This is a genomic window from Acrocarpospora phusangensis, from assembly GCF_016862995.1.
Taxonomy (GTDB): domain Bacteria; phylum Actinomycetota; class Actinomycetes; order Streptosporangiales; family Streptosporangiaceae; genus Acrocarpospora; species Acrocarpospora phusangensis.
This window is the reverse complement of record NZ_BOOA01000027.1, coordinates 19,329-40,069: the sequence shown is the minus strand read 5'-3', so window position 1 is coordinate 40,069 and position 20,741 is coordinate 19,329. Positions and strand designations below refer to the sequence as shown.

Sequence of the window (20,741 nt, the reverse complement as noted above, 5' to 3'; positions counted from 1 at the left end):
TCGGGTGGACGCGTGATCACGTGCCGACGTCGAATGTTAGCGCTAACATAATCAACTGCACCGCTCCCTTCTTCACACCGTTCCTGGGCGTGACAGCTGCGCCTTCCGACAACGCGCTTTGGGCAGGGCAGCGCCGAAGCGTGGCCCGTGTGCCGCTGGCTCCTGACGCGACACCCGGAGCCGCGCGAAGCCGCTCACTCGAGGGGATATCTGATGAAATTGTTAGCGTTCACATGTCATCTTCGACCAGAGTGATCCACCCAACTGTTACCAACACGTTACGGACATCCACCGGGCGCGGTGGAGTCGCGGATGACCAGGCGGCACGGCATGCGGTGCACCCCGGGGGTGGCCCTGCCGTCGATGGCGGCGAACAGGTGCTGGGCGGCGGTGTGACCGAGACGTTCCAGGTCAGGGTCGACGGTGGTGAGGGCCGGCCGGGTCTCCTCCGACAGGACCTCCCAGTTGTCGTAGCCGACGACCGCGATGTCGTCGGGCACCCGCCGGCCGCGCTCCTTGACCGCCTCGATGAAGCCGGCGGCGGCCTGGTCGCTGCCGCAGAACACGGCGTCGATCTTCGGTTCGGTCAGCAGCAGCATCTCCGCCGCGTGCCGCCCCCACCGCTGGGACCAGGATCCGTACAGCGTCTCGCCGGCCTGTTCGAGGCCCGCCTCGGCGAGCGCCTGCCGTACGCCCTCGGCCCGGTCGGTGGCGGCTTTGTAGTCGGGGGGCCCGGTGACGTGCGCGATGCGGGACCGGCCGCCGGCGATCAGGTGGCGGACGGCGAGCCGGGCGCCGCCCACGTCGTCGGGGACGAACGAGACGTCGTCGGGGTCCTCGGAGGGCGCGTAGGCGTAGACCACCGGGACGAACACGTCCTTGGTGATGGACGGGCGGGGGTTGGTGCTCTCGCCGACCACGATGAGGCCGTCCACCCGGCGGGACAGCAGCGTGCGCACGTAGTGCTGCTCCCGGATGGCGTCGCCCCGGGCGTCGCAGAGCAGCACCGCCATCTCGCCCGCGCCGAAAGCGTTTTCCGCGCCGAGCAGCACGGGGATGCCGAACCGGCCCACCATGTCGCCCGTGAGCAGGCCGACCGTGCGGGTCTGCCCGGACAGCAGCCCCTGGGCCAGCGCGTTCGGCTGGAAGCTGAGCCGGGCGGCGGCGTCGAGGACCAGTTGCCTGGTCTCGGCCCTGACGTCCACGCGGCCGTTGATGGCCTTGGACGCGGTGGCGATGGAGACGCCGGCCAGGGCGGCCACGTCGGTTATGGTCGCACGCCTGGCCGTCAACTCACGAAACCCTTTTCTTCACGCTCTTGTTGGCTGGGCCCCATCGTACCCGGGGATCCGTTGACAGCGACGCAGGCTTCTTCTACGTCACGAAAACCTTTTAGGTAATTTCGGACGTCGATTCGGGGGTATCGGAAGGAGAAGGCCATGGAGCCATGTGTGCTGGTCAGTGCCGCCGTGGAACGACTTCTTGGCGCCGCGAATCCTGCTCAATGACGGTGCGAGCTTCCCCCTGCCGGTCGCCGTGGTCATCGCGATCCCGTGCCTGATCCACTTCCTTGTCCGCCAGCGCCACTTCGTGCGCGGATTCACGTCAGGAGCTCTGCGTGGCTAGTCCTGTGCTGCCCTCCTCCGGAATTCTGACTCCCCTCGGCCTGGACGCCGTACGGCCGGAGCCCGGCTTCTGGGGCGACCGGATCGCCCTGAACCGTGAGGTCACGATCGCCCACTGCCAGGAATGGATGGAGCGGGAGGGCTGGATCGGCAACTTCCGGGGCGAGCGCCCGCGCCGGGGCCGGGAGTTCAGCGATTCCGAGATCTACAAGCTGCTCGAAGCCATGGCCTGGGCCGATCACCCGGCGTTGCCCGAGCTGGCCGCGACCGTGGCCCGCGCCCAGGAGCCCGACGGCTACCTCAACACCAGGTGGCCGGACAACCGCTACACCGACTTCGAGTGGGGCCACGAGCTCTACTGCTACGGCCACCTCATCCAGGCCGGCGTGGCCAGGCTGCGCGCGCACGGCGAGGACGAGCTGACCGACGTCGTGCGCCGCGCGGCCGACCACATCTGCGACCGCTTCCTGGCGACCACCGAGACCTGCGGCCACCCGGTGGTGGAGATGGCCCTGGTCGAGCTGTACCGGGCGACCGGAACCGAGCGTTACCTGGAGATGGCCAGGCGTTTCATCGACCGCCGCGGCCTGCCCGCCCTCGGCGACATCGAGTTCGGCCGCGGCTACTTCCAGGACGACATGCCCGTACGGCAGGCCAAGGTCTTCCACGGCCACGCGGTACGCGCGCTCTACCTCGCCTCCGGCGTGGTGGACGTCGCCGTGGAGACCGGGGACGTGGAACTGCTGAAGACGGTCGAGGCGCAGTGGGAGAGCACGATCGCCCGGCGCACCTACCTGACCGGCGGGATGGGCTCGCGCCACTCCGGCGAGTCGTTCGGCGAGGACTTCGAGCTGCCCTCGGACCGTGCCTACTCGGAGACCTGCGCCGGGGTCGCCTCGTTCATGCTCGCCCACCGGCTGCTGCTGGCCACCGGCGACGTCCGCTACGCCGACCTGGCCGAGCGCACCCTGTACAACGTGCTGGCCACCTCGCCGGCGCTGGACGGCCGGTCGTTCTTCTACGCCAACCCGCTCCAGGTCCGGGTGCCCGCCGAGCCGCTCGACGGGATCAACCTGGCGTCCGAGGGCGGGCTGCGCTCCCCCTGGTTCACCGTGTCGTGCTGCCCGAACAACATCGCCCGCACCTTCGCCTCGCTGCCGGCCTACCTGGCCGCCGCCGACGCGTCCGGGGTGCGGATCCACCACCACACCCCGTCCGAGATCCGCTCCGGCGACCTGGTGCTGCGCGTGGAGACCGGCTACCCGTGGTCGGGCGAGGTCACGGTCCGGGTGGTCGAGGGCGGGACGGGACGGATCTCCCTGCGGGTCCCGGCGTGGGCCGACGGCGCGACGATCTCCCACGGCGGCGTCCGGCGTCCCGTGTCCCCCGGCTACGCCGAGGCCGAGGGCGCGTGGCGGCCGGGCGACACGATCGGCCTCGACCTGCCTGTCACCTCCCGGTGGACGGTGCCGGACGCCAGGATCGACGCGCTCCGCGGCAGCGTGGCGGTCGAGCGAGGGCCGCTGGTCTACTGCGCCGAGTCGGTGGCGGACGAGCCGCCGCTGGCCGAGGTGGCGGTGCGCCGGAGCGCGCCGGCCGAGCGCGTGGTGGACGGGGCCGTCGAGCTCGACGTCGAGGCGGCGCCGCTCACACCGGCGCCGGCGGCCTGGCCGTACACGGCGGAGGGGAACGGGTCCCGGGCGGCCGGGGACGGGGAGCCGTTCACTCTTCGGCTGGTGCCGTACCACCGGTGGGGCAACCGCGGGCCCGCCACCATGCGGGTCTGGCTGCCCGCCGCGAACGACTCCGCGTCCTCGGAGGGAACGCGGTGCGAGTAACCCTTCCGATCACCACGTGTTCCCGGGACGGGCGCGCCCCGCCACGCGGAGACACCGCCGTGGAGCGTGCCGCCCCCTGAAATCCAAGCAAGCAACCGACCGACATCAATCCCGAGCCACCCCAGCCGCACGTGTCCCGTCACGGCGCGTCACCCGCCATCCGGTACCAGGAGGAGTAATGATTACCCGACGCTTAGGCAGAGCGCCCACCTGGGTGACTCTGTCGGCGCTCTTGGCGGCAGGCCTGGTCAGCCTGCCGTCCGCCGCTCATGCCGACAGCCCGATTCTGCCCGGCAACGAGGGCGACGTCGGTGTCTACACCAACGGGCAGAGCCACGTCATGGACATCGGGGACCCCGTCTACGCCAACGTCGGCGACGTCGTCAACCAGCTCAAGCCCGGTGTGCCGTTCACCGCGGCCAGCATGCACCAGTCGATCTTCGAGAAGGACCTGGCCGCCGGCGGCACCGACTACTACCTCGACCGCGTGCTGGGCGTGCGCGGCAACCTCGGCTCGACGGTGCTGATGACCAGGGGCCGCTCCCTGTACATGCGCGGCGCGAGCAACAACAACTTCACCGTCATGGGCTTCGCCGGCAGCGCCTTCGTCGGCGGTCCCAACAACCTGGGCAACCTCTACACCGTCACCGTGCCCGGGCAGACGGTCACCGAGGTGAACGCCAACCGGTTCAACGCGCCCAGCCACGCCAGGAGCCGGTACACGATCGGCACCACCGGCGTCACCGCCGACCTGACCAAGTTCATCACGTACGACAACGTCGCGGTCACCGCGATCGACTTCACCAACCCCGGCGAGTCCCCCGCCACCTTCACGGTCCGGGCCGCCTCGCCGCTGGCCACCCAGGCCGGAGCCACCGCGGCCGAGCTGACCGGCACCCGCGTCATCACCAGCGGCGCCAACAACGGGCTCATCGACACCCCGTGGAACACGATCAAGATCGACGTGACCGGGGCCGGCTTCGCCCGCAGCGGCAGCAACCTGGACCGCGAGATCACCGTCCCCGCCGGGGGCACGGTCTCCCTCTCCGTGGTCGGCGCGGTCTCCTCGGCCACGCTGCCGGAGACGGTGGCGAGCTACCACGACTACGCCGAGCTGGCCCCGGCGGCGGCGGTGAAGCAGGGCGTCACCGCGTTCAACCGCCGCTGGGCGCAGGACGTGCCCTACATCAACGTCCCGGACCCCGCGCTGGAGAAGGCCATCGTCTACCGCTGGTGGGGCGAGCGTTACAACTCCCTCGACGCCAACGCGACCGGCCACGTCTACCAGTACCCCACGACGATCGAGGGGGTGAACCTCTACCAGAACGCCGTGGCGCTGACCCAGCCGATGCACCTGCAGGACACCAAGTGGCTGCGCACGCCGTACCTGCCGTACGGCCAGATCCTGAACATCGGCGAGCTGTCCGGGTCCTCGGCCTTCCTGGACAGCCCGGGGCACACGAGCTGGAACAACCACTACTCGCAGTACATCGGCACCGCCGGCCTTGAGGCGTACGAGGTGCACGGCGGCGGCAAGGAGATCGCCCAGAAGTTCGCCCGCTTCTTCGAGGGCGACGGCGTGGGGCAGCTCCAGCACTACGACGGCAACAACGACAAGCTCATCGCGTACGACACCAACTACATGCCGGGCAACGACGCGGACGCCATCTCCTTCGGGTTCCCGAAGTCCGGCGGCGGCGCGCCCGGCGCGCGGACGATCGAGCGTCCCGAGTCGGCGTACGTGTGGGGCGCGTTCGACGCCGCGCGGCAGCTGTACCAGATCTCCGGCGCGCCCCAGGCCAAGGTCGACCAGATGGCGGCCGGCGCCAACGGGATCAAGGACGCGATCCTGACCAAGCTGTGGAGCCCGGACATGCGCATGTTCCTGGCCGCCACGTCGCACGGGGCCACCAGCGCCGCCACCTCCAACGGCCGGGCCAACCCCCTGCCGGCCGGGGCCCGGGGCCTGATCCCGGCCAAGGAGTCCAACCTCTACGACGTCTACGCCGAAAACCTCATCCCGTTCGACCAGTGGCAGACCTACGTCGACGGTTTCCGGTTCCTGACCTACGGCGACAACTTCCCGATCTTCCCGTTCTACACCGCCAACCAGTACGACCGGACGGCCTACGGGGTCGGCGGCTCCAACAACTTCTCCAACATCAACTTCACCGTGCAGTACCGCGGGGTGCGGTCGGCGCTGCGCCACTACGACCCGCAGGGCAAGTACGTCACCCCGGCGTACGCCAAGCGGCTGCTCGACTGGATGGCCTGGAGCATCTACCCGGGCGCCGACCTGCGCGTTCCCAACCAGTCGGAGTACTACTCCAACTGGAACGCGACCGCGAAGACGTACAACCGGAACAACCCGAACCACGTGATGCTCGGGAACATGAACTACATCTTCGTCGAGGACATGGGCGGCATCCAGCCGCGCTCCGACGACAAGATCGAGCTGTGGCCGATCAAGTTCGGCTACGACCACTTCATGGTCAACAACCTGCGCTACCACGGGCAGGACGTCACCATCGTCTGGGACCCCGACGGCAGCGAGTACGGCCTGGGCGCCGGCTACAGCCTGTTCCTGAACGGTGAGAAGAAGGTCAGCACCGACCAGCTCGGCAAGATCACCTACGACCCGGAGACCAACCAGGTCCAGGCCGAGAACGGGCTGACCGTCACCTTCACCGCCGCCGCCGGGAGCGACTTCCCGACCGCGGTGGACACCCCGATCCAGGACGACCGCGTCGTCGGCTACCTCAAGACGGCCGGCATCGACCTCACCGAGGACGGGCAGAACCTGGCGAACGGCGCCACCCTGGCCTCGTCCCACACCCAGCAGGGCACCCGGCCGGCCCCGTGGCGGCAGTTCCACACGCCCGGGTGGAGCACCACCTCGATGAACTACACGCCCGGCGCCATCAAGGAGACCGAGCAGCCCGTGGCCCTGGCGGCCGTGACCGACGGCGTCACCGCCAACGAACCCTACTGGGGCAACTACGGCGCCACCGACAAGAACGGCTACGTCGAGCTCGACCTGGGCTCGGCCAAGTCCTTCGACAACGTGAAGGTGTTCTTCGTCAGCGACCGCCAGGCCGGCGGCTACCGCGAGCCCGCCCGCTGGTGGGTCCAGGTGCCGAACGGCAGCGGCGGCTGGAAGGAGGTACCGGGCCAGTTCAAGAACCCCTCGGTGCCCTCCGCGAAGTTCAACGAGGCGCTCTTCGACGGCGTGTCCACGGACAAGGTGCGCATCGCCTTCACCAACAACCCGACCTTCTTCACCGCGATCTCCGAGATCCAGGTGTTCGACTCGGGCCGGGACGTGCCGGACGTCAGCAACCAGGCGCCCGCCGTCACCGCCACCCGCGACGCCTCGGCGGACGGCAACCTGTCCACCCGGCTGGTCGGCACCGCGACCGACGACGGCATCCCGTACGACGACGAGCTGACCTTCGGCTGGGAGACCGTCTCCGCTCCGCAGGGCGCGGGCGTCATCTACGCCGATGCCAAGGCGCTGTCGACCCGGGTGACCGGCACGGTCGCCGGTGACTACGTGTTCCGGTTCTTCGCCGACGACGGCGAGAAGCGGTCCACGGCCACCGTGTCGGTGACGCTCGCCAAGAAGGACGTCGTGGCGGAGTTCGGCTCCACCGCGACCATCACCACCACCGGCACCGCGTCGTGGGAGAACCACTCGCGGGTCAACGAGGCCACCACGCCGAGCAGCTCGAACCCCGGCTCCGGGAACGGCTGGGGCAACTGGGGCCAGACCCGCAACGGCACCAGCCCGGCCACGGAGGCGTGGATCCAGTACAGCTGGAACTCGCCGGTGCGGCTCTCCTCGACCGACATCTACTGGTACGACGACAACGGCGGCACCCGCCGCCCCACGGCCACCACGTACGCCATCGAGACCTCGGCGGACGGCACCACCTGGACGCCGGTCACGCTCCAGGGCTCGACGTACGCGAACGGCCTGGCCACCAACACCTACAACCGCTTCAATTTCGAGCCGGTGACCACCAGCCGGATCCGGATCCGGATCTGGGGCCTGATGACCGGCGGCGCCGGCACCGGCGTGCTGCGGTGGCGCGCCAACGGCGAGACCGTCGACTCGGTGGCCTCGCCGGTGCTCATCCGGACCGGCGTCGGCATGGTGCCCGCCCTGCCGTCCACGCTGGACGCGGTCTACGCCAGCGGCGCGCGGGGAACCGTCGCCTTCACCTGGCAGCCGATCACGCCGGACATGGTCGCCGAGACGAACGTGGAACCGTTCGTGGTCTACGGCACCAACGACGGCTACGGCCTGATCGCCGAAGCCCGCGTCTACGTCCGGCCAGAGATGTCCGATGACGGCATCTCGATCCAGGGCGCGCAGTCCTTCGAGCAGCACGTGGACGTGGGCGAACTCCCCCACCTGCCCACCAAGGTGGAGGTCTCCTACAACGACGGCTCCCGGGACAACCAGGCCATCGGCGTGAACTGGCGGTTCAACCCCGACATCGTCAACACCGACGGCACCTACACCATCATCGGCGACCTGATCCTGCCCGACTACGTGAGCGAGGCCGGCACCACCCGGACCACGCTGACGCTCACCGTGGGCGAGGGCGGCCCCATCTGGGAGACGGCCGTGCAGACGCGCAGCCAGTGCACCGGCACGAACGCCTACGTCTCCCTCAACGTCCGCAACGACGACGACGTGCCGCTCACGATCGAGCTCGTCACGCCGTACGGCTCCCGCACGGTGGCCAACGTGGCGCCCGGCAAGTTCGCCTACCAGGCGTTCAACACCCGCGCCAAGTCGATCCCGGCCGGAACGGCGACGGTGAAGGTCACCGGAACCGTCGACGGCGTGCCGGTGACCGTGCCGGCGGACGCGCCGTACAGCGCGATCAACTGCGGCTAGCACCCCCCGGTGGCGGCGTCCCCGTGGCGCCGCCACCCCCCAGCCGAGAGTAAGGACGCACCTTGAAGATCGCCGTGAGGCGTCCCTCCGCCTCATCGCCTCCCCGGTTACGCAGAACCCTCGCCGTGGCGGCCGCCCAGATCGCGGCCCTCTGCCTGGTGGGGGTTCCCACAGCGGCTCACGCCGCCGACTCCGTCACCTTCACCAGCACCCGCAACCCGATCCTCGCCGACGGCAGCTACTATTCGGCCGACCCGGCCCCGGTCGTCATCCCGGCCGGCGCCCCAGGCAACAGCAGCGGCCGCGACGAGCTCTTCATCTACACCGGCCACGACCAGGCCGGGCCGTCCCAGAACGACTTCATCATGAACGAGTGGGGCGCGTTCAGGACCTCGGACGTCGAAGCCGGTCAGTGGACCCACTACCCGTCGCTGATGCGCCCCGAGCAGGTCTTCTCCTGGGCCACCCCGGGGCGCGCGTACGCGGGCCAGATGATCCAGGGCGTCGACGGGCGCTACTACTGGTACGTCCCGGTCAGTGAGCGCGACAGCACCGCGTCCGACAGGTTCGCCATCGGCCTGGCCGTCGCCACCGACCCGACCGGCCCGTGGACCGACTACGTGGGCGGGCCGCTGATCTCCCAGCGGGTGCCCACCACCAACAACATCCAGAACATCGACCCGACCATCCTGATCGACGGCGAGGCCCCCAATCAGCGGGTGTACGTCTGGTGGGGCACCTTCGGGCAGCTGCGGATGCTCGAGTACCAGCAGGACATGAAGACGCCGATCGGCACCCAGCGCTCCGTCACCGGCCTGACCGGCTACTTCGAGGCGCCCTGGGTCTTCAAACGCAACGGCGCCTACTACATGGCGTACGCCGGGAACAACGCCGGCCCGACCTCGCAGTGCACCCCGGCGAACTACCACGCCTGCATCGCGTACGCCACGGCCTCCTCGCCGGCCGGGCCGTGGACCTACCGGGGCACCATGCTCCGGCCGGTCTCCTCGACCACCAGCCACCCGGGCATCCTGGAGTTCAACGGCAAGTGGTACCTCGCGTACCACACGGCCGACGCGGTCGGCGGCGGGCACTTCCGCCGTTCGGTGGCGATCGACCGGGTGGAGTGGGACGACACGCAGACCCCGCCCCGGATCAAGCTCGTCACGCCCACGCCGGTCAAGGGCCGCGACCTCACCCCCCGGGCGAACATCGCGCAGGAGGCGAAGGCCACCGTCTCCAACGAGCCGGTGCCCACCCAGTACTGGATCAAGGCGCTCAACGACGAGATCGTCCGGTCCAACCCGCTGCCGCCGGACATGTGGGGCACCTGGACCGGCAGCAACCCCCCGCAGCAGTGGGCGCAGTACACCTGGGACCAGCCGATGCGGATCTCCGGTTCGCAGATCGAGTTCTGGAACGACCAGCCGCAGGGAAGCGGCGTGGGCGTCGCGGCGCCCGCCCGCTGGCGCGTCCAGTACTGGAACCTGGACACCGGCCAGTGGGCCGACGTGCCGAACCCGAGCGGCTACCCGACCGGCACACAGGGATTCCAGAACACCACGTTCGACCCGGTCACCACCACCCAGGTCCGCGCGGTGTTCGACGCCTCCACCAACGGCAGCACCTACTCGGCGGTGGCGGTCGAGGAGTGGAAGATCCTCGCCGTGCAGCCCGAGTCCGTCACCCCGCCGGCCATCACCGTCGAGGTGGGCGAGCAGGAGCTGCCCGGCACCGTCGGCGTCGCCTTCGGCGGCGAGACCCTGCGGATCCCCGTCTTCTGGGACCCGCTCACCGCCGGGCAGGTCGCCCAGCCCGGCACGGTCGCCATTCAGGGGACGGTGCTCGGTTACGCCGCCGCCCGGATCTCCGCGCAGGTCACGGTCCTCTCGCCGGACGACACCGAAGGCGACGAGACCGCGCCGACGCTGACGCTCACCCCGAGCGGCAGCGCGGGCAGCGCCGGCTGGTACCGCTCGGCGGTGCGGGTGCGCGCCGCCGGCGTCGACGACCGGGGCGGCCGGATGACCATCCGGGCGCGGGTGGACGACGGCCAGCCGGTCGTCACCCAGGACACCCGGCAGGCCGACGTGGACGTCACCGGCGACGGCCAGCACACGGTCACCGCCACCGCGACCGACCGCGCCGGCAACGTCTCGGAGCCCGCGACCCTCGCCGTGAAGATCGACGCCACGGCGCCGATCAGCGCGGGCACCCTCAACGCCGCCGACCGGACGGTCAAGGTGCTCGCCGCCGACGCCACCTCCGGCGTGGCCGGCATCGAGTACGCCATCGGCACCGGCCCGTGGACCCCGTACGCGGGCGGCGTCGTCACGGCGCCCGACGCGAACCGGCACACGGTGTCGTACCGGGCGATCGACAAGGCGGGGAACCTGGAGACCGCCAAGACGGTCGTCATCCCGGCGGACCTGTCCGCGCCGCTCAACGGCAACATCGCGCCGATCGGCACGCCCACCGCCTCCTACACGGCGGGCTGGAACAGCGTCACCGCGCTCAACGACAATTCCGACCCGGCCAACCCGAGCCAGGCCCAGATCTGGGGCACCTGGTCCGGCACCCGCCCGGCCACCCAGTGGGTCCAGTACGACTGGTCCCGCCCGGTACGGATCATCTCCTCGGAGCTGAAGTTCTGGCGGGACTCCAACCAGGGCACCGGCGACGGCGTCGCCCAGCCCGACGGGTGGGTGCTCCAGTACTGGGACGAGGCGGCCTCGGCCTGGCGTGACGTGACCGGCGCCTCGCCGTACGGCACGAGCACGACCGCGTTCAACAGCGTCACCTTCGACCCGGTCACCACCTCCCGGGTACGGGCCACCGTCCGGGCCAACGGCAACGGCACCACCTACTCCGCGGTCGCGATCACGGAGTGGCGGGTCTTCGCCCAGGAACCGGCTCCGGAGGAGCCCGCCGAGATCCCCGTCACGGTCACGGCCCAGCCGCGATGCCTGGCGGGCAAGGCGTACCTGGCCGTACAGGTGCGCAACAACCACGACGGGCCGGCGGACATCGCCGTGGAGACCGCGTACGGCGAGCGGTCCTTCCCGGGCGTCGCATCGGGCGCCAACGCCTACCAGTCGTTCGCCACCAGGGCGGCCTCGATCGCGGCGGGCTCGGTGACCGTGCGCGCCAGCGGCACCGTGGCCGGCGAGGAGACGACGACGGACCGCACCGCCGCACATCCAGCCATCTCCTGTTCCTGATCACAACCCCCCAAAGAAAGCGGAGTAATCCATGAGAACCAACCAGAAGTGGCTGTTCGCGGCGGCAGCGGCCCTCACCGCGTCCGTGGCGTTCCAGACGCCCGCCCTGGCCGACCCCGGTGACAGCTCCGACGTCCAGGTGACGGTCGACATCGAGGAGATCAGGGAGCCGGGCGTGCTCGCCCTCTCGGTCGCCGCCAACTCGGTCGCGCTGGCCGAGGACGGCTCGACCCTGGAGAACCGCCAGTTCCTGGGCACGCTGCCGACGGTGACGGTGACCGACACCCGGACGCTGGAGGAGGTGCCCGCCGGTGCCGCCTGGGCCGTGCTCGGCAACGCGACCGCCTTCACCGGCGACGCCGGCCAGGCGCCCATCACCGCCGGTCACCTCGGCTGGAAGCCGCACCTCATCGACGGCGGTGAGACCGGCCTGGTCGCCGAGGGCGAGGAAGTGGTGACCGTCCTGGACGAGCCGACCCAGCCGGGCAACAACGTCGGCCTGGTGGATCAGGAGCTGCTGGCCTCGACCTTCGACTCCGGCGCCGTCACCGGTGGCGCCTACACCGTCAACGCCGACCTGTTCCTGCGCACCCCGGCCGATGTCGCGGCGGGCTCGTACTCCTCGACGCTGACCCTGTCCCTGTTCGAATAAGGCATGACGTGGGGGCCGCCTCCGGGCGGCCCCCCTCGGAGGAGCTCGCCATGATCCGAAACCTGCTCGCCGTGCTCGCGGCCGTTCTCATCGCCGTGCCGATCGCGCCCGCCCCCGCGGCGGCGGAACCGGCCAAGCCGACCCTCACCTGGTCGGTCCAGCCGGCCGACGAGCAGGGCCCGGACGGGCGCCGGTGGATCGAGCTCGCCCTCGACCCGGGGCAGAGCGTCACCGAGCACCTGGCCGTACGGAACTTCAGCGACGGCGCCGCCGTCTTCACGCTGAAGGCCGCCGACGGCTACCTCACCGACAAGGGCCGCTTCAACATGCTCCAGTCCGACCGCGCCTCGGTGGACGGCGGCACCTGGATCACCGTCCAGAACGAGGTCGCCGTCGGGCCCAAGGAGACGAAGGTGGTGCCGTTCACCATCTCCGTGCCCGAGGACGCCACCCCCGGCGACCATCCGGCCGGCATCGCGGCGTCGGTCACCAGCACCCGGGGCACGGTCGCCGTCGAGAGCCGCGTGGGATTCCGGGTCGTCATGCGCGCCAAGGGCGTCATGAAGGCGTCGGTCGCGGTCGACGGCCTCACCGCCACGTACGAACAGCCGTGGAACCCCTTCTCGTCCGGCACCGTCGTGGTCAGGTACACCGCCACCAACAAGGGCAACGTCGGGGTGACCGGCGCCGGCCAGGTGACCGTATCCGGACTGGGCGGCCTGGCCGAACAGGGCGGCCGGGCCGATGTCGAGGAGATCTATCCGGGCGGCGACAGGGAGATCGAGGCGCGCATCGGAGGCGTGTGGGCGCTGGGACCCCTCAGCACCAGCGTCACCGTGTCGCCGTCCATCCAGGCCGCCTCCCCGTCCGGCGCGATGATCGAGCGAACCTCCGCCGACGTGACCGTCTGGACCCTGCCCTGGCCGCAACTGGCCCTCATCGCCGTCCTCGGACTCCTCTACTTCTCCTTCCGGACCGTCACCCGGCTACGCAGGCGACGCCTCGCGGCACTGCTCGCCCGCGCCCGCGACGAAGGCCGCGCCGAGGCCCGCACCGGACATTCCACCACGTAAGCGTGTGGCTCAGGTCCTGGGGCGCTGCTGATGTTGCGACATGTGAAGGATGCCGACCCTGGGAGAGGAAGCGCGATTACGCGCCAGGTAAGGGATCGGCGAAGAAGCGGAGGATCTCGGCGTTGACCAGTGCGGGCTGCTCCAGATGTGCGAAGTGGCCGCAACCGGGGAGTTCGCGATACAGGCAGCCGGGGATCGCGTCCGCGACCTCGCGTCCCAGATGCGGTGGGGTCAGCCGGTCGTGCTCGAAGGCGACGACCATGGTGGGCACGCTCACCTTCGCCAGCGCCTCCAGGCGATCGGGGATCAGGCACGCCTGGTACTGCGCGCGGATTCCCGGACCGGCCTGCCGCGGCGACATTTCGAACAGGCCGAGCCAGTCGCGTACGCGCTGGTCGTGGTCGAGGGTGGCGGGGGACAGATTGAGCACGCCGCTGAGCACCGCGGCCATGGGACCGGGGACCTCCAGGTGGCGATCCAGCAGGTCGGTCTCGGCGGCGATCAAGGCGGCGCGGAACGCGTCCGTGCGGCCCCGGGTGGCGAGGAGCACGCAGTGGGAGAGCAGGTCGGGCCTGGCCAGCGCGACCTCCTGGAGGATCATGGATCCGAGGGAGAGTCCCACGGCCCGGCACGGCGCCCACCCGAGTTGCTCTATCAGGGCGATCGTGTCGCTCACCATGTCGTCGATGCCGAAATCGCCCGGGTTCGGACCATTCTCCGGCAAGCCGCGATTGTCGAATGTCAGGGCCTGGTATCCCGCCGAGACGAGGGCGGGCACCTGGTGGATGCGCCAGACCGCGCCGCCCGCGCCGGCGCCCATCACCAGGACGATCGGCTCGCCCGTCCCGTGGATCTCGTAGCCGAGGCGGACCCCGTTCACCGCTGCGAATGGCATGCCCCTCCAGACTCTAGAAGCGGCCTGCCTGGACGTCAGCGAGGGCCGCGGTGGCGATGCGTTCGAAAACGGCCGGGTCGGCCTCGTACGGTTCGTCGGGGCGGGGCCAGTGCAGGATCAGGTCCGTCGCGCCCGCCTCCGCGTAACGGCCCGCGAAGTCCCTGAAAGCCTGGACGGACGCGAGCGGCCGTTCGGGGGTGACTCCGGTGAGCAGGACCCGGTGGATGTCGTCCGGCTCGCGGCCTTCCGCGACGCACGCCTCTCCGAGGCGATCGACCTGCTGCTCGAACGCGGCGAGGCACTTGCGGGGATCTTCCTGCGGCGGCGGTGAGCGTCGGCAGTGCGGCGAACCACGTCCGGTCGCGCAGGCGCTGCCAGGACAGGTGGTCATAGGTCCAGGCATGGTCGAATCCCAGCAGTTCGGCCCGCCGCCAGAGTTCGCCGGCCTCCGGCCAGCGATGCTCCGGGAGGATGAGGACGCCGACGCGCATGCCGCTCACACCGGCTCGTGGAGAGCGGCCAGGTCGACCTTCCCGTGGGCGGTCAGCGGCAGCTCCGGGACCAGGTGGAAGACCGCGGGCACCATCTCGCGGGGCAACCGGCCGGCCGCGAAGGCGCGTACCGCGTTCTCGTCCACGGCGGGTTCCCGTGTCACCAGGAAGGCGAGGAGCCGGCCGGCCGCCGGGTCGGCGGTCACGACCGCGTCGTCGAGGAGCGGGTGACTTCGGAGTACGGCCTCGATCTCCCCCGGTTCCACCCGCATGCCGCGCACCTTGAGCTGGCGGTCCAGCCGTGCGAGGAAATGCAGCACGCCCGTGCTGTCCCGCCTGACCAGGTCGCCGGTCCGGTACCAGCGGCCGGGGCGACCCCGCAGCGAGGTGAAGGGCGATCGCGCGTTCTCCTCCCGCCAGTAGCCGAGCGCAAGGCAGTCGCCCCCGAGAACCAGCTCCCCCGGCTCCCCCGGTGGCGTACGCCTGTCGTCCTCGTCCAGGACCAGCGTCGTGGCGGAGGGGATCGGCCGGCCGATCGGGATGGCACCGGACTCCGCAGGCTGGACGTCATGAAATGTCGCCAGAACGGTGCCCTCCGTGGGGCCGTAGTGGTTCACGAGACGCCGCAAGGGGTGCCCGTCGGCCAGGCGGAGCCGGTCACCGCCGGTCAGCAGGCACCTGAGCTGGTCGTACGAGGAGCCGCGACGGACGTACGCCTCGGCGAGCGGAGTGGGCAGAAAGGCCAGATCCACCTTCTCCGCCGAGAACCAGGAGCCGAGTTCCCAGGGGGCGTACCGCAGTTCGGGCGGCGCGAAGCAGACCCGCGCGCCGGCGCACAGGTACGGCCACGTCTCCCACTGGAAGGCGTCGAACGACGGAGCGGCCACCGACGAGGCGGTGTCTCCGGGGGCCACCGCATAGGTCCGGATGTGCCAGTCGATGAGCCGGGCGAAGGAGGCGTGCCCGACCAGTACGCCCTTGGGCCTGCCCGTGGAGCCGGAGGTGTAGAGCAGGTAGGCGGGCGCATCGGGACGCGTACCCCGGAATCGGCGGCTGTCGCCTCGCGGGGAGAGCCGGGAGAGGTCGATCTCGAGGACGCCCCCGAGCCCCGAGGGTTCGGCGGTGAACAGGGCGGCCGGTCCGGCGTCCGCGATCATCGTCTCGGCGCGGGCGAGCGGCTGCGCGGGGTCGATGAGCAGGGGTACGCCGCCGTGGAGCCAGATGCCGAGCTGCGCGGCGAGAACGGCGGCGCAGGGCGCGCTTCGGATGCCGACGACGGAGCCGGCGGGGACCCCGTGATCGCGGAGCAGGCCCGCAGCGCCCGACGCGAGTGCGAGCAGTTCCGCGTACGAGGTCCGGCGGCCGTCCGCCTCGGAGACCGCGACGGCCTCGGGACGCTCCCTCGCCCGGCGCAGGAACAGCACAGGGGCCGAGGCGGGGATCATCGCCGGTCACCGGCGGTGTGATCCAGCCTCGTGCACGCCTCGGCCACGGCCGACACTCGGGCGTCCTGGAGGAACTGCCTGGCCGGGACCTGGAGGCCGTACCGGTCGCGAAGTTCGGCGATCGCCTCGATGACGAGCAGCGAGTGCCCTCCCAGCAGGAAGAAGTCGCTCTCCGGATCGATGGTGACGCCTTCGCCGAGTATCCGTCCGAAGACGACCGACACCGCGTGCAGCCGGTCGTCGAGCAGGTGGCCGATGGTCTCTTCACGGCTCATGGGCAGGACCCTCCGGAGGGTGATCGTGTTCGGGTGTTCGCAGCACACAGGCCCGTGCCAGCTTGCGGTAACCCCGGTCGGCCGACCAGCGCACGCTGCCGTTCACGACGCGCGCCCGGGGCAGCGACGACAGCCAGGCCGAGATCGCCACCTGCGCCGTCATCCGCGCGATCGGGGCGCCGAGGCAGTGGTGGATGCCGGTGCCGAAGGCCAGATGCGACGGCGCGCGGGACAGGTCGAGCAGGTCGGGGTCGGCCGTGACCCGGGGGTCCCGGTTGGCCGCGCCGAGGATGACCACGATCCGGTCTCCCGCCCTGATGAGTTCGCCGCCGGCCGCCACGTCCGCCGTCGCGATCCGCGGCACCTGCGGCACCGAGGTGTCGAACCGCAGGATCTCCTCGACGGCCTTCTCCACCGTCACCTCGTGCCGGAGCAGCTTCCCCCAGGCCGCCCGATCGCGGAGCAGGTGCAGCAGACCTGCTCCGATGAGGCCCGCGGTCGTCTCCTGGCCGGCGAACACCAGCAGGATGGCCGTGTCCGCGAAGAGCGCGTCGGGGCCTCGCTCGGCGGCCAGTGCGGCGAGCAGGCCGTCCGGCGTGAGCGCGTCGGCGCAGCCGCGGAACAGCCGGTTCAGCTCCTCGGCCGCTTCCGCCGCGGCGGCCTCGAACCGGCGGCTGTGCGGCATGGCCAGGAACCCGGCGATGGGCGGCATCAGGCGGGCCGCCCTGACGCCGTGCTCCAGCGGGATGCCCAGGACCCTGGAGATCATCCGCTGCGCCAGGGGCTCGGCGAAGCCGCCCATGACGTCCACCCGGTCGCCGGACGTCCCGCGGAGCAGCTCATCCGCGTCCCGCCGCAGGTCGGCGCGGAGCACCTCGATGCGCCGCCGGGTGAACCAGCCCTGGACGGCCCGCCGCAACCGGGTGTGATCGGGCGGATCCATCAGCATGAACCAGCCGCCCAGCATCCGCCGCAGGACGTCCGCCTGCTCCGTACGGTGGAGGAGGTCCCACCGGGAGGAGACGTGCGGCGAGCGCAGGATCGCGGTCGCCTCCCGCCTGCCGGTGACGATCCAGACGCCCATGCCCTCGTCCCGGACGACCGGCGAGCCGGACGCGATGGCCTGGTAGGTGGGGTACGGATCCTCCCAGAAGGAGGGCCTCACGCCCACGGTCGCCCCTGCCGCAGAGTCTCCCGGTAGGTGTCGGCGAGCTCCCTGACGAGCGCGGCGGCGACCCGCTCCGGCTGGTGGCCGATCTCCACTCGGGCGCCCCCACCCGGCAGCGGCCACACCTCGGCGACGATCTCCGCGACCGCCCGCGGACCGGCGGGCCGGTCGAACCGGGTCACGCAGCCGGGCAGGCGCAGTTCCGGGACCGGGTCGTCGTGCAGCGCGAACATCGCCTGGTAGAGCGGGCTACGGTCGTCGCGCCGCCGTACGGACAGGGCGACGACCTCCATGAACGGGACGTCCTGGTTGGCCAGGCAGCTCATGATCGATTCGGCCATGGACTCCACGAAAGCGGGCCATGGGCCGAGGGCCGATCGTACGGGTACGCACACCGTGTCGATCAGGCAGCCGACGGCGTGCGCCGCCGACTCCGCGTTCCGCTTGGTCACGGCCGTGCCCAGGCCGAAGGCGTCCTGCTGGGTGACCTGGGCGAGGGCGCGCGCGAAGGCGGCCATCATGACGACGAACCCGGTGGTTCCCTGCCGGGCGGCCAAGCGCTCCCATGCGCCGTACTCGGGTGCCGTCAAGTGGAAGGCGACGCCGGTTTCGCATGTCCGCCACGTCCGGCCAACCGCGGCACGAGGATCGGCGCGTCCGTCCCGTGACGCGGCGGGCGGATACCGCAGGGGCGGGAGCCCTTCCAGCCGGTCTCGCCAGAAGGCGCGCTGGGCGGCCAGGGAGCTGTGCGCCTCGGCCTCACCCCACTCGGCGGCGGCAGCCGCCAGCCCGGGGGCGGGCAGGTCGAAGACGGGGGCGCGTCCGCGTGCGCGCGCCGCGTAGCTCCTGGACAGGTCATCGGCCAGCAGGTGCTCGGAGAAGCCGTCGACGGCCACGTGGTGGACGGCGATCCCCAGCAGATGGACGTCGCCCGCGCCGACGACCGCCGCACGCACGACCTCTCCCTTCTCGATGGCCAGCGGCCTGGCGAGCGCCCGGATCAGACTCTGCTTCCCCCCGTGACCCAGCCGCTCCGGCAGGCCCGCCGTAGGCCTGGGCGGATCGAGCACCACGGCCGCGGGTGTCGGCTCGGCGACGTACGCCGAGCGGAGGGCTTCATGCCTGCCGATGAGGTCCCCGAGGGCGGCCTCCAGGGCGTCGGCGTCGAGTGGCCCTGTCACCTCCCACGTCAGCAGGCACAGGGAGGACAGATCGTCGGGGAAGAACTGCCGCATCGCGCAGAAGGCCGCCTGCATCCCGCGCAACGGAACCCCGCCGTCGTCTCCCGGCGACGGCACTGCGCGGGCGGCGTCCTCCGCGCTCCTGAGCCAGGCGGCCAGGCCGTTCACGGTCGGGTTCCCCATCAGGCGGGAGACGGGTATGGGACGTCCCAATCGGCGGCGCAGCCGTCCGCAGATCCGCCCGGCGTCCAGGGACGTGCCGCCGAGTTCGAACAGGGAGGCGTCGCCGGGTATCCGGGTCAGCCCCGTGACTTCGGCGAAGACCCTGGCGACGGCCGCGGTCAGCTCGTCGGGAGAGGCGGCGGACGCATCGTCGCGCGGCCGCAGCTGATCGAGCGGGGTGGTCTGTTCGATCAGCTCGTCGGGATGCGTGTCGGTGGCAGCGGGCGCATCGTCGCCTAGCCGTACCTGATCGAGCAGGGCGGTCTGTTCGATCTTGCCGTTGGGGGTCAGCGGGAAGGACTCGACGCGGTGTACGGCGTCGGGGAGCGCATAACCGGGTAACGCCTCCTCCAGTTGCCGCCGGAGCGTCTCAGCCGCCAGGGCCGTGTCGGAGGTGTAGAACAGGACGACGGCGCGGGCGCTGCCCCATCGGTCGGTGTCGACGACGGCGACGCATCGGGTCACTCCGGCGATCGCGTCCGTGGCGGCCTCGACGGCGGCGAGTTCGATCCGGTGCCCGCGCAGCTTGATCTGCCGGTCGCGGCGTCCTTCGAAGTGGAAATCTCCGTCGGGCGAACGACGTCCGAGGTCGCCGGAGCGGTACAGCCGCCGCGCGCCGCCGCCGACCTCGATCATCCTGAACCTCTCGGCGGTGAGACGGTCCTCGTCCAGGTACCCGATGGCCAGCCCGTCGCCCCCGACGCAGATCTCGCCTGTTTCGTCCGGCCCGCACACCCGATCGCCGTCCAGGATGTGGACCTCCGTGCCCGCCACGGGGCGGCCGATCGGGATCCCACCCGGCAGGCGACAGTCCTCCCGTCGTACGGCATGCGCCGTGGTGAACACCGTGCTCTCGACCGGCCCGTACCCGTTGACCAGGCGGATGGAGGGGTGAACGGTCAGGAACGACTCGACATGGGCCGGCGACAGCCGCTCCCCTCCGGTCATGACCTGACGCAGCCCCGCGAAGGCGTCGCAGTCCTCCTCCACGAAGAGGTTGAACAGCGAGGCGGTGAGCCACACCCGGTTCACCCCGTGCCGGGCGACGAGATGCCTCAGCTCCTGCGGCAGCAGATAGGGAGCCGTCACCACGACGGAGGCGCCGCCGCTCAGCAGGGTCGTCCACAGTTCCAGGCTGTAGCCGTCCCACGGGACCGGCGCGGCCTGGGGCATCACCGATCCCGGCCCGCCGCGCACGAGCGGGTCCCCGGTCAGGCGTGCCGTCGCGCGGTGCGGGGTGACGACGCCTTTCGGCGGTCCCGTGGTGCCGGAGGTGAAGAAGACCGTGGCCGGGCAGGCGCCGTCGACCCGTACGGGCAGGGGCGTCTCCGGTCCGGCCGCGGCGAGTTCGACGGGTTCGGGCCGCCAGGCGGGCACGCCCCAGTCGGCCGCCGCGTCCGTGACGACCAGCGGCGGGCGGAGCCGGTGGACGAGTGCCCGTACCTGCCCGGCCGGCCACCCGGTGTCCAGGGCCGCGTAGGCGGCGCCGCACTTGAGCAGTCCGAGGAGGGCGGCGACGAGGCCGGCCGAGCGCGGCATGAGCACGGGGACGAGATCCCCGGGGGCCACTCCCCTGTCCTGCAGCCGCCGGCAGAGGACGTCCGAGGCCCGGTCGAGGTGCGCGTAGCTGAACCGCCTCTCGCCCTCGATCAGGGCGACGGCGTCGGGCCTGACACGGGCCTGGTGGCGGAACATCTTGTGGATGAGCTCACCGTGCGGATAGCGGGCGCTGGGACGCATCGGGCT

12 protein-coding genes are annotated in these 20,741 nt (G+C 71.1%); 5 read left to right on the top strand and 7 right to left on the bottom strand.

The window, feature by feature from the left end; translation table 11 throughout:
* Positions 1 to 278 precede the first annotated feature (278 nt).
* Positions 279 to 1,292 (bottom strand): LacI family DNA-binding transcriptional regulator, encoded by a 1,014-nt coding sequence (locus tag Aph01nite_RS17800; protein ID WP_204042031.1) that lies wholly within the window; start codon positions 1,290 to 1,292, stop codon positions 279 to 281.
* Positions 1,293 to 1,618: 326 nt separating this feature from the next.
* On the opposite strand from Aph01nite_RS17800, the gene Aph01nite_RS17795 reads away from it, so the two are divergent.
* The 5 genes from Aph01nite_RS17795 to Aph01nite_RS17775 all read left to right on the top strand — a co-directional run bounded on the left by Aph01nite_RS17795 (position 1,619) and on the right by Aph01nite_RS17775 (position 13,318).
* On the top strand, positions 1,619 to 3,463 hold the full coding sequence (locus Aph01nite_RS17795) for a glycoside hydrolase family 127 protein (protein WP_204042030.1): 1,845 nt from the start codon (positions 1,619 to 1,621) through the stop codon (positions 3,461 to 3,463).
* A 178-nt stretch (positions 3,464 to 3,641) separates the two neighbouring features.
* Positions 3,642 to 8,372 carry a discoidin domain-containing protein gene (locus Aph01nite_RS17790; RefSeq protein ID WP_204042029.1) on the top strand — a complete coding sequence of 1,577 codons (4,731 nt, stop codon included), beginning with the start codon at positions 3,642 to 3,644 and terminating at the stop codon, positions 8,370 to 8,372.
* Positions 8,373 to 8,434: 62 nt separating this feature from the next.
* A complete protein-coding gene (locus Aph01nite_RS17785) occupies positions 8,435 to 11,593 on the top strand; it encodes a family 43 glycosylhydrolase (RefSeq protein ID WP_204042028.1) in 3,159 nt (1,052 codons plus the stop codon).
* 31 nt (positions 11,594 to 11,624) lie between these two features.
* A complete protein-coding gene (locus Aph01nite_RS17780) occupies positions 11,625 to 12,245 on the top strand; it encodes a hypothetical protein (RefSeq protein ID WP_204042027.1) in 621 nt (206 codons plus the stop codon).
* A gap of 50 nt (positions 12,246 to 12,295) precedes the next feature.
* The gene (locus Aph01nite_RS17775; protein ID WP_204042026.1) at positions 12,296 to 13,318 is read left to right on the top strand and encodes a WxL protein peptidoglycan domain-containing protein; all 1,023 of its coding nucleotides are present in this window, start codon (positions 12,296 to 12,298) and stop codon (positions 13,316 to 13,318) included.
* A gap of 76 nt (positions 13,319 to 13,394) precedes the next feature.
* On the opposite strand, the gene Aph01nite_RS17770 is transcribed toward Aph01nite_RS17775, so the two are convergent.
* The 6 genes from Aph01nite_RS17770 to Aph01nite_RS17745 form a co-directional block, all read right to left on the bottom strand.
* The gene (locus Aph01nite_RS17770; RefSeq protein ID WP_204042025.1) at positions 13,395 to 14,213 is read right to left on the bottom strand and encodes an alpha/beta fold hydrolase; all 819 of its coding nucleotides are present in this window, start codon (positions 14,211 to 14,213) and stop codon (positions 13,395 to 13,397) included.
* A 13-nt stretch (positions 14,214 to 14,226) separates the two neighbouring features.
* The gene (locus Aph01nite_RS17765; protein ID WP_239161775.1) at positions 14,227 to 14,604 is read right to left on the bottom strand and encodes a hypothetical protein; all 378 of its coding nucleotides are present in this window, start codon (positions 14,602 to 14,604) and stop codon (positions 14,227 to 14,229) included.
* A gap of 105 nt (positions 14,605 to 14,709) precedes the next feature.
* Entirely contained in the window at positions 14,710 to 16,149 is a 1,440-nt protein-coding gene (locus tag Aph01nite_RS17760; RefSeq protein ID WP_204042024.1) for an amino acid adenylation domain-containing protein, read from the bottom strand.
* On the bottom strand, positions 16,146 to 16,424 hold the full coding sequence (locus Aph01nite_RS17755; RefSeq protein ID WP_204042023.1) for an acyl carrier protein: 279 nt from the start codon (positions 16,422 to 16,424) through the stop codon (positions 16,146 to 16,148). The genes Aph01nite_RS17760 and Aph01nite_RS17755 overlap by 4 nt, the downstream gene beginning before the upstream one ends.
* Complete coding sequence (locus tag Aph01nite_RS17750) at positions 16,414 to 17,595, bottom strand: cytochrome P450 (protein WP_204042022.1); 1,182 nt, start codon at positions 17,593 to 17,595, stop codon at positions 16,414 to 16,416. The genes Aph01nite_RS17755 and Aph01nite_RS17750 overlap by 11 nt, the downstream gene beginning before the upstream one ends.
* Positions 17,586 to 20,735, bottom strand: coding sequence for an AMP-binding protein (locus tag Aph01nite_RS17745; RefSeq protein ID WP_204042021.1), 3,150 nt, complete (start codon positions 20,733 to 20,735; stop codon positions 17,586 to 17,588). The genes Aph01nite_RS17750 and Aph01nite_RS17745 overlap by 10 nt, the downstream gene beginning before the upstream one ends.
* Positions 20,736 to 20,741: the final 6 nt, after the last annotated feature.

Coding starts and splice junctions, on each gene's coding strand:
- Aph01nite_RS17775 (WP_204042026.1), top strand. CDS start 12,296: ATGATCCGAAACCTGCTCGCCGTGCTCGCGGCCGTTCTCATCGCCGTG.
- Aph01nite_RS17755 (WP_204042023.1), bottom strand. CDS start 16,424: ATGAGCCGTGAAGAGACCATCGGCCACCTGCTCGACGACCGGCTGCAC.
- Aph01nite_RS17765 (WP_239161775.1), bottom strand. CDS start 14,604: ATGACCACCTGTCCTGGCAGCGCCTGCGCGACCGGACGTGGTTCGCCG.
- Aph01nite_RS17780 (WP_204042027.1), top strand. CDS start 11,625: ATGAGAACCAACCAGAAGTGGCTGTTCGCGGCGGCAGCGGCCCTCACC.
- Aph01nite_RS17790 (WP_204042029.1), top strand. CDS start 3,642: ATGATTACCCGACGCTTAGGCAGAGCGCCCACCTGGGTGACTCTGTCG.
- Aph01nite_RS17760 (WP_204042024.1), bottom strand. CDS start 16,149: ATGATCCCCGCCTCGGCCCCTGTGCTGTTCCTGCGCCGGGCGAGGGAG.
- Aph01nite_RS17770 (WP_204042025.1), bottom strand. CDS start 14,213: ATGCCATTCGCAGCGGTGAACGGGGTCCGCCTCGGCTACGAGATCCAC.
- Aph01nite_RS17745 (WP_204042021.1), bottom strand. CDS start 20,735: ATGCGTCCCAGCGCCCGCTATCCGCACGGTGAGCTCATCCACAAGATG.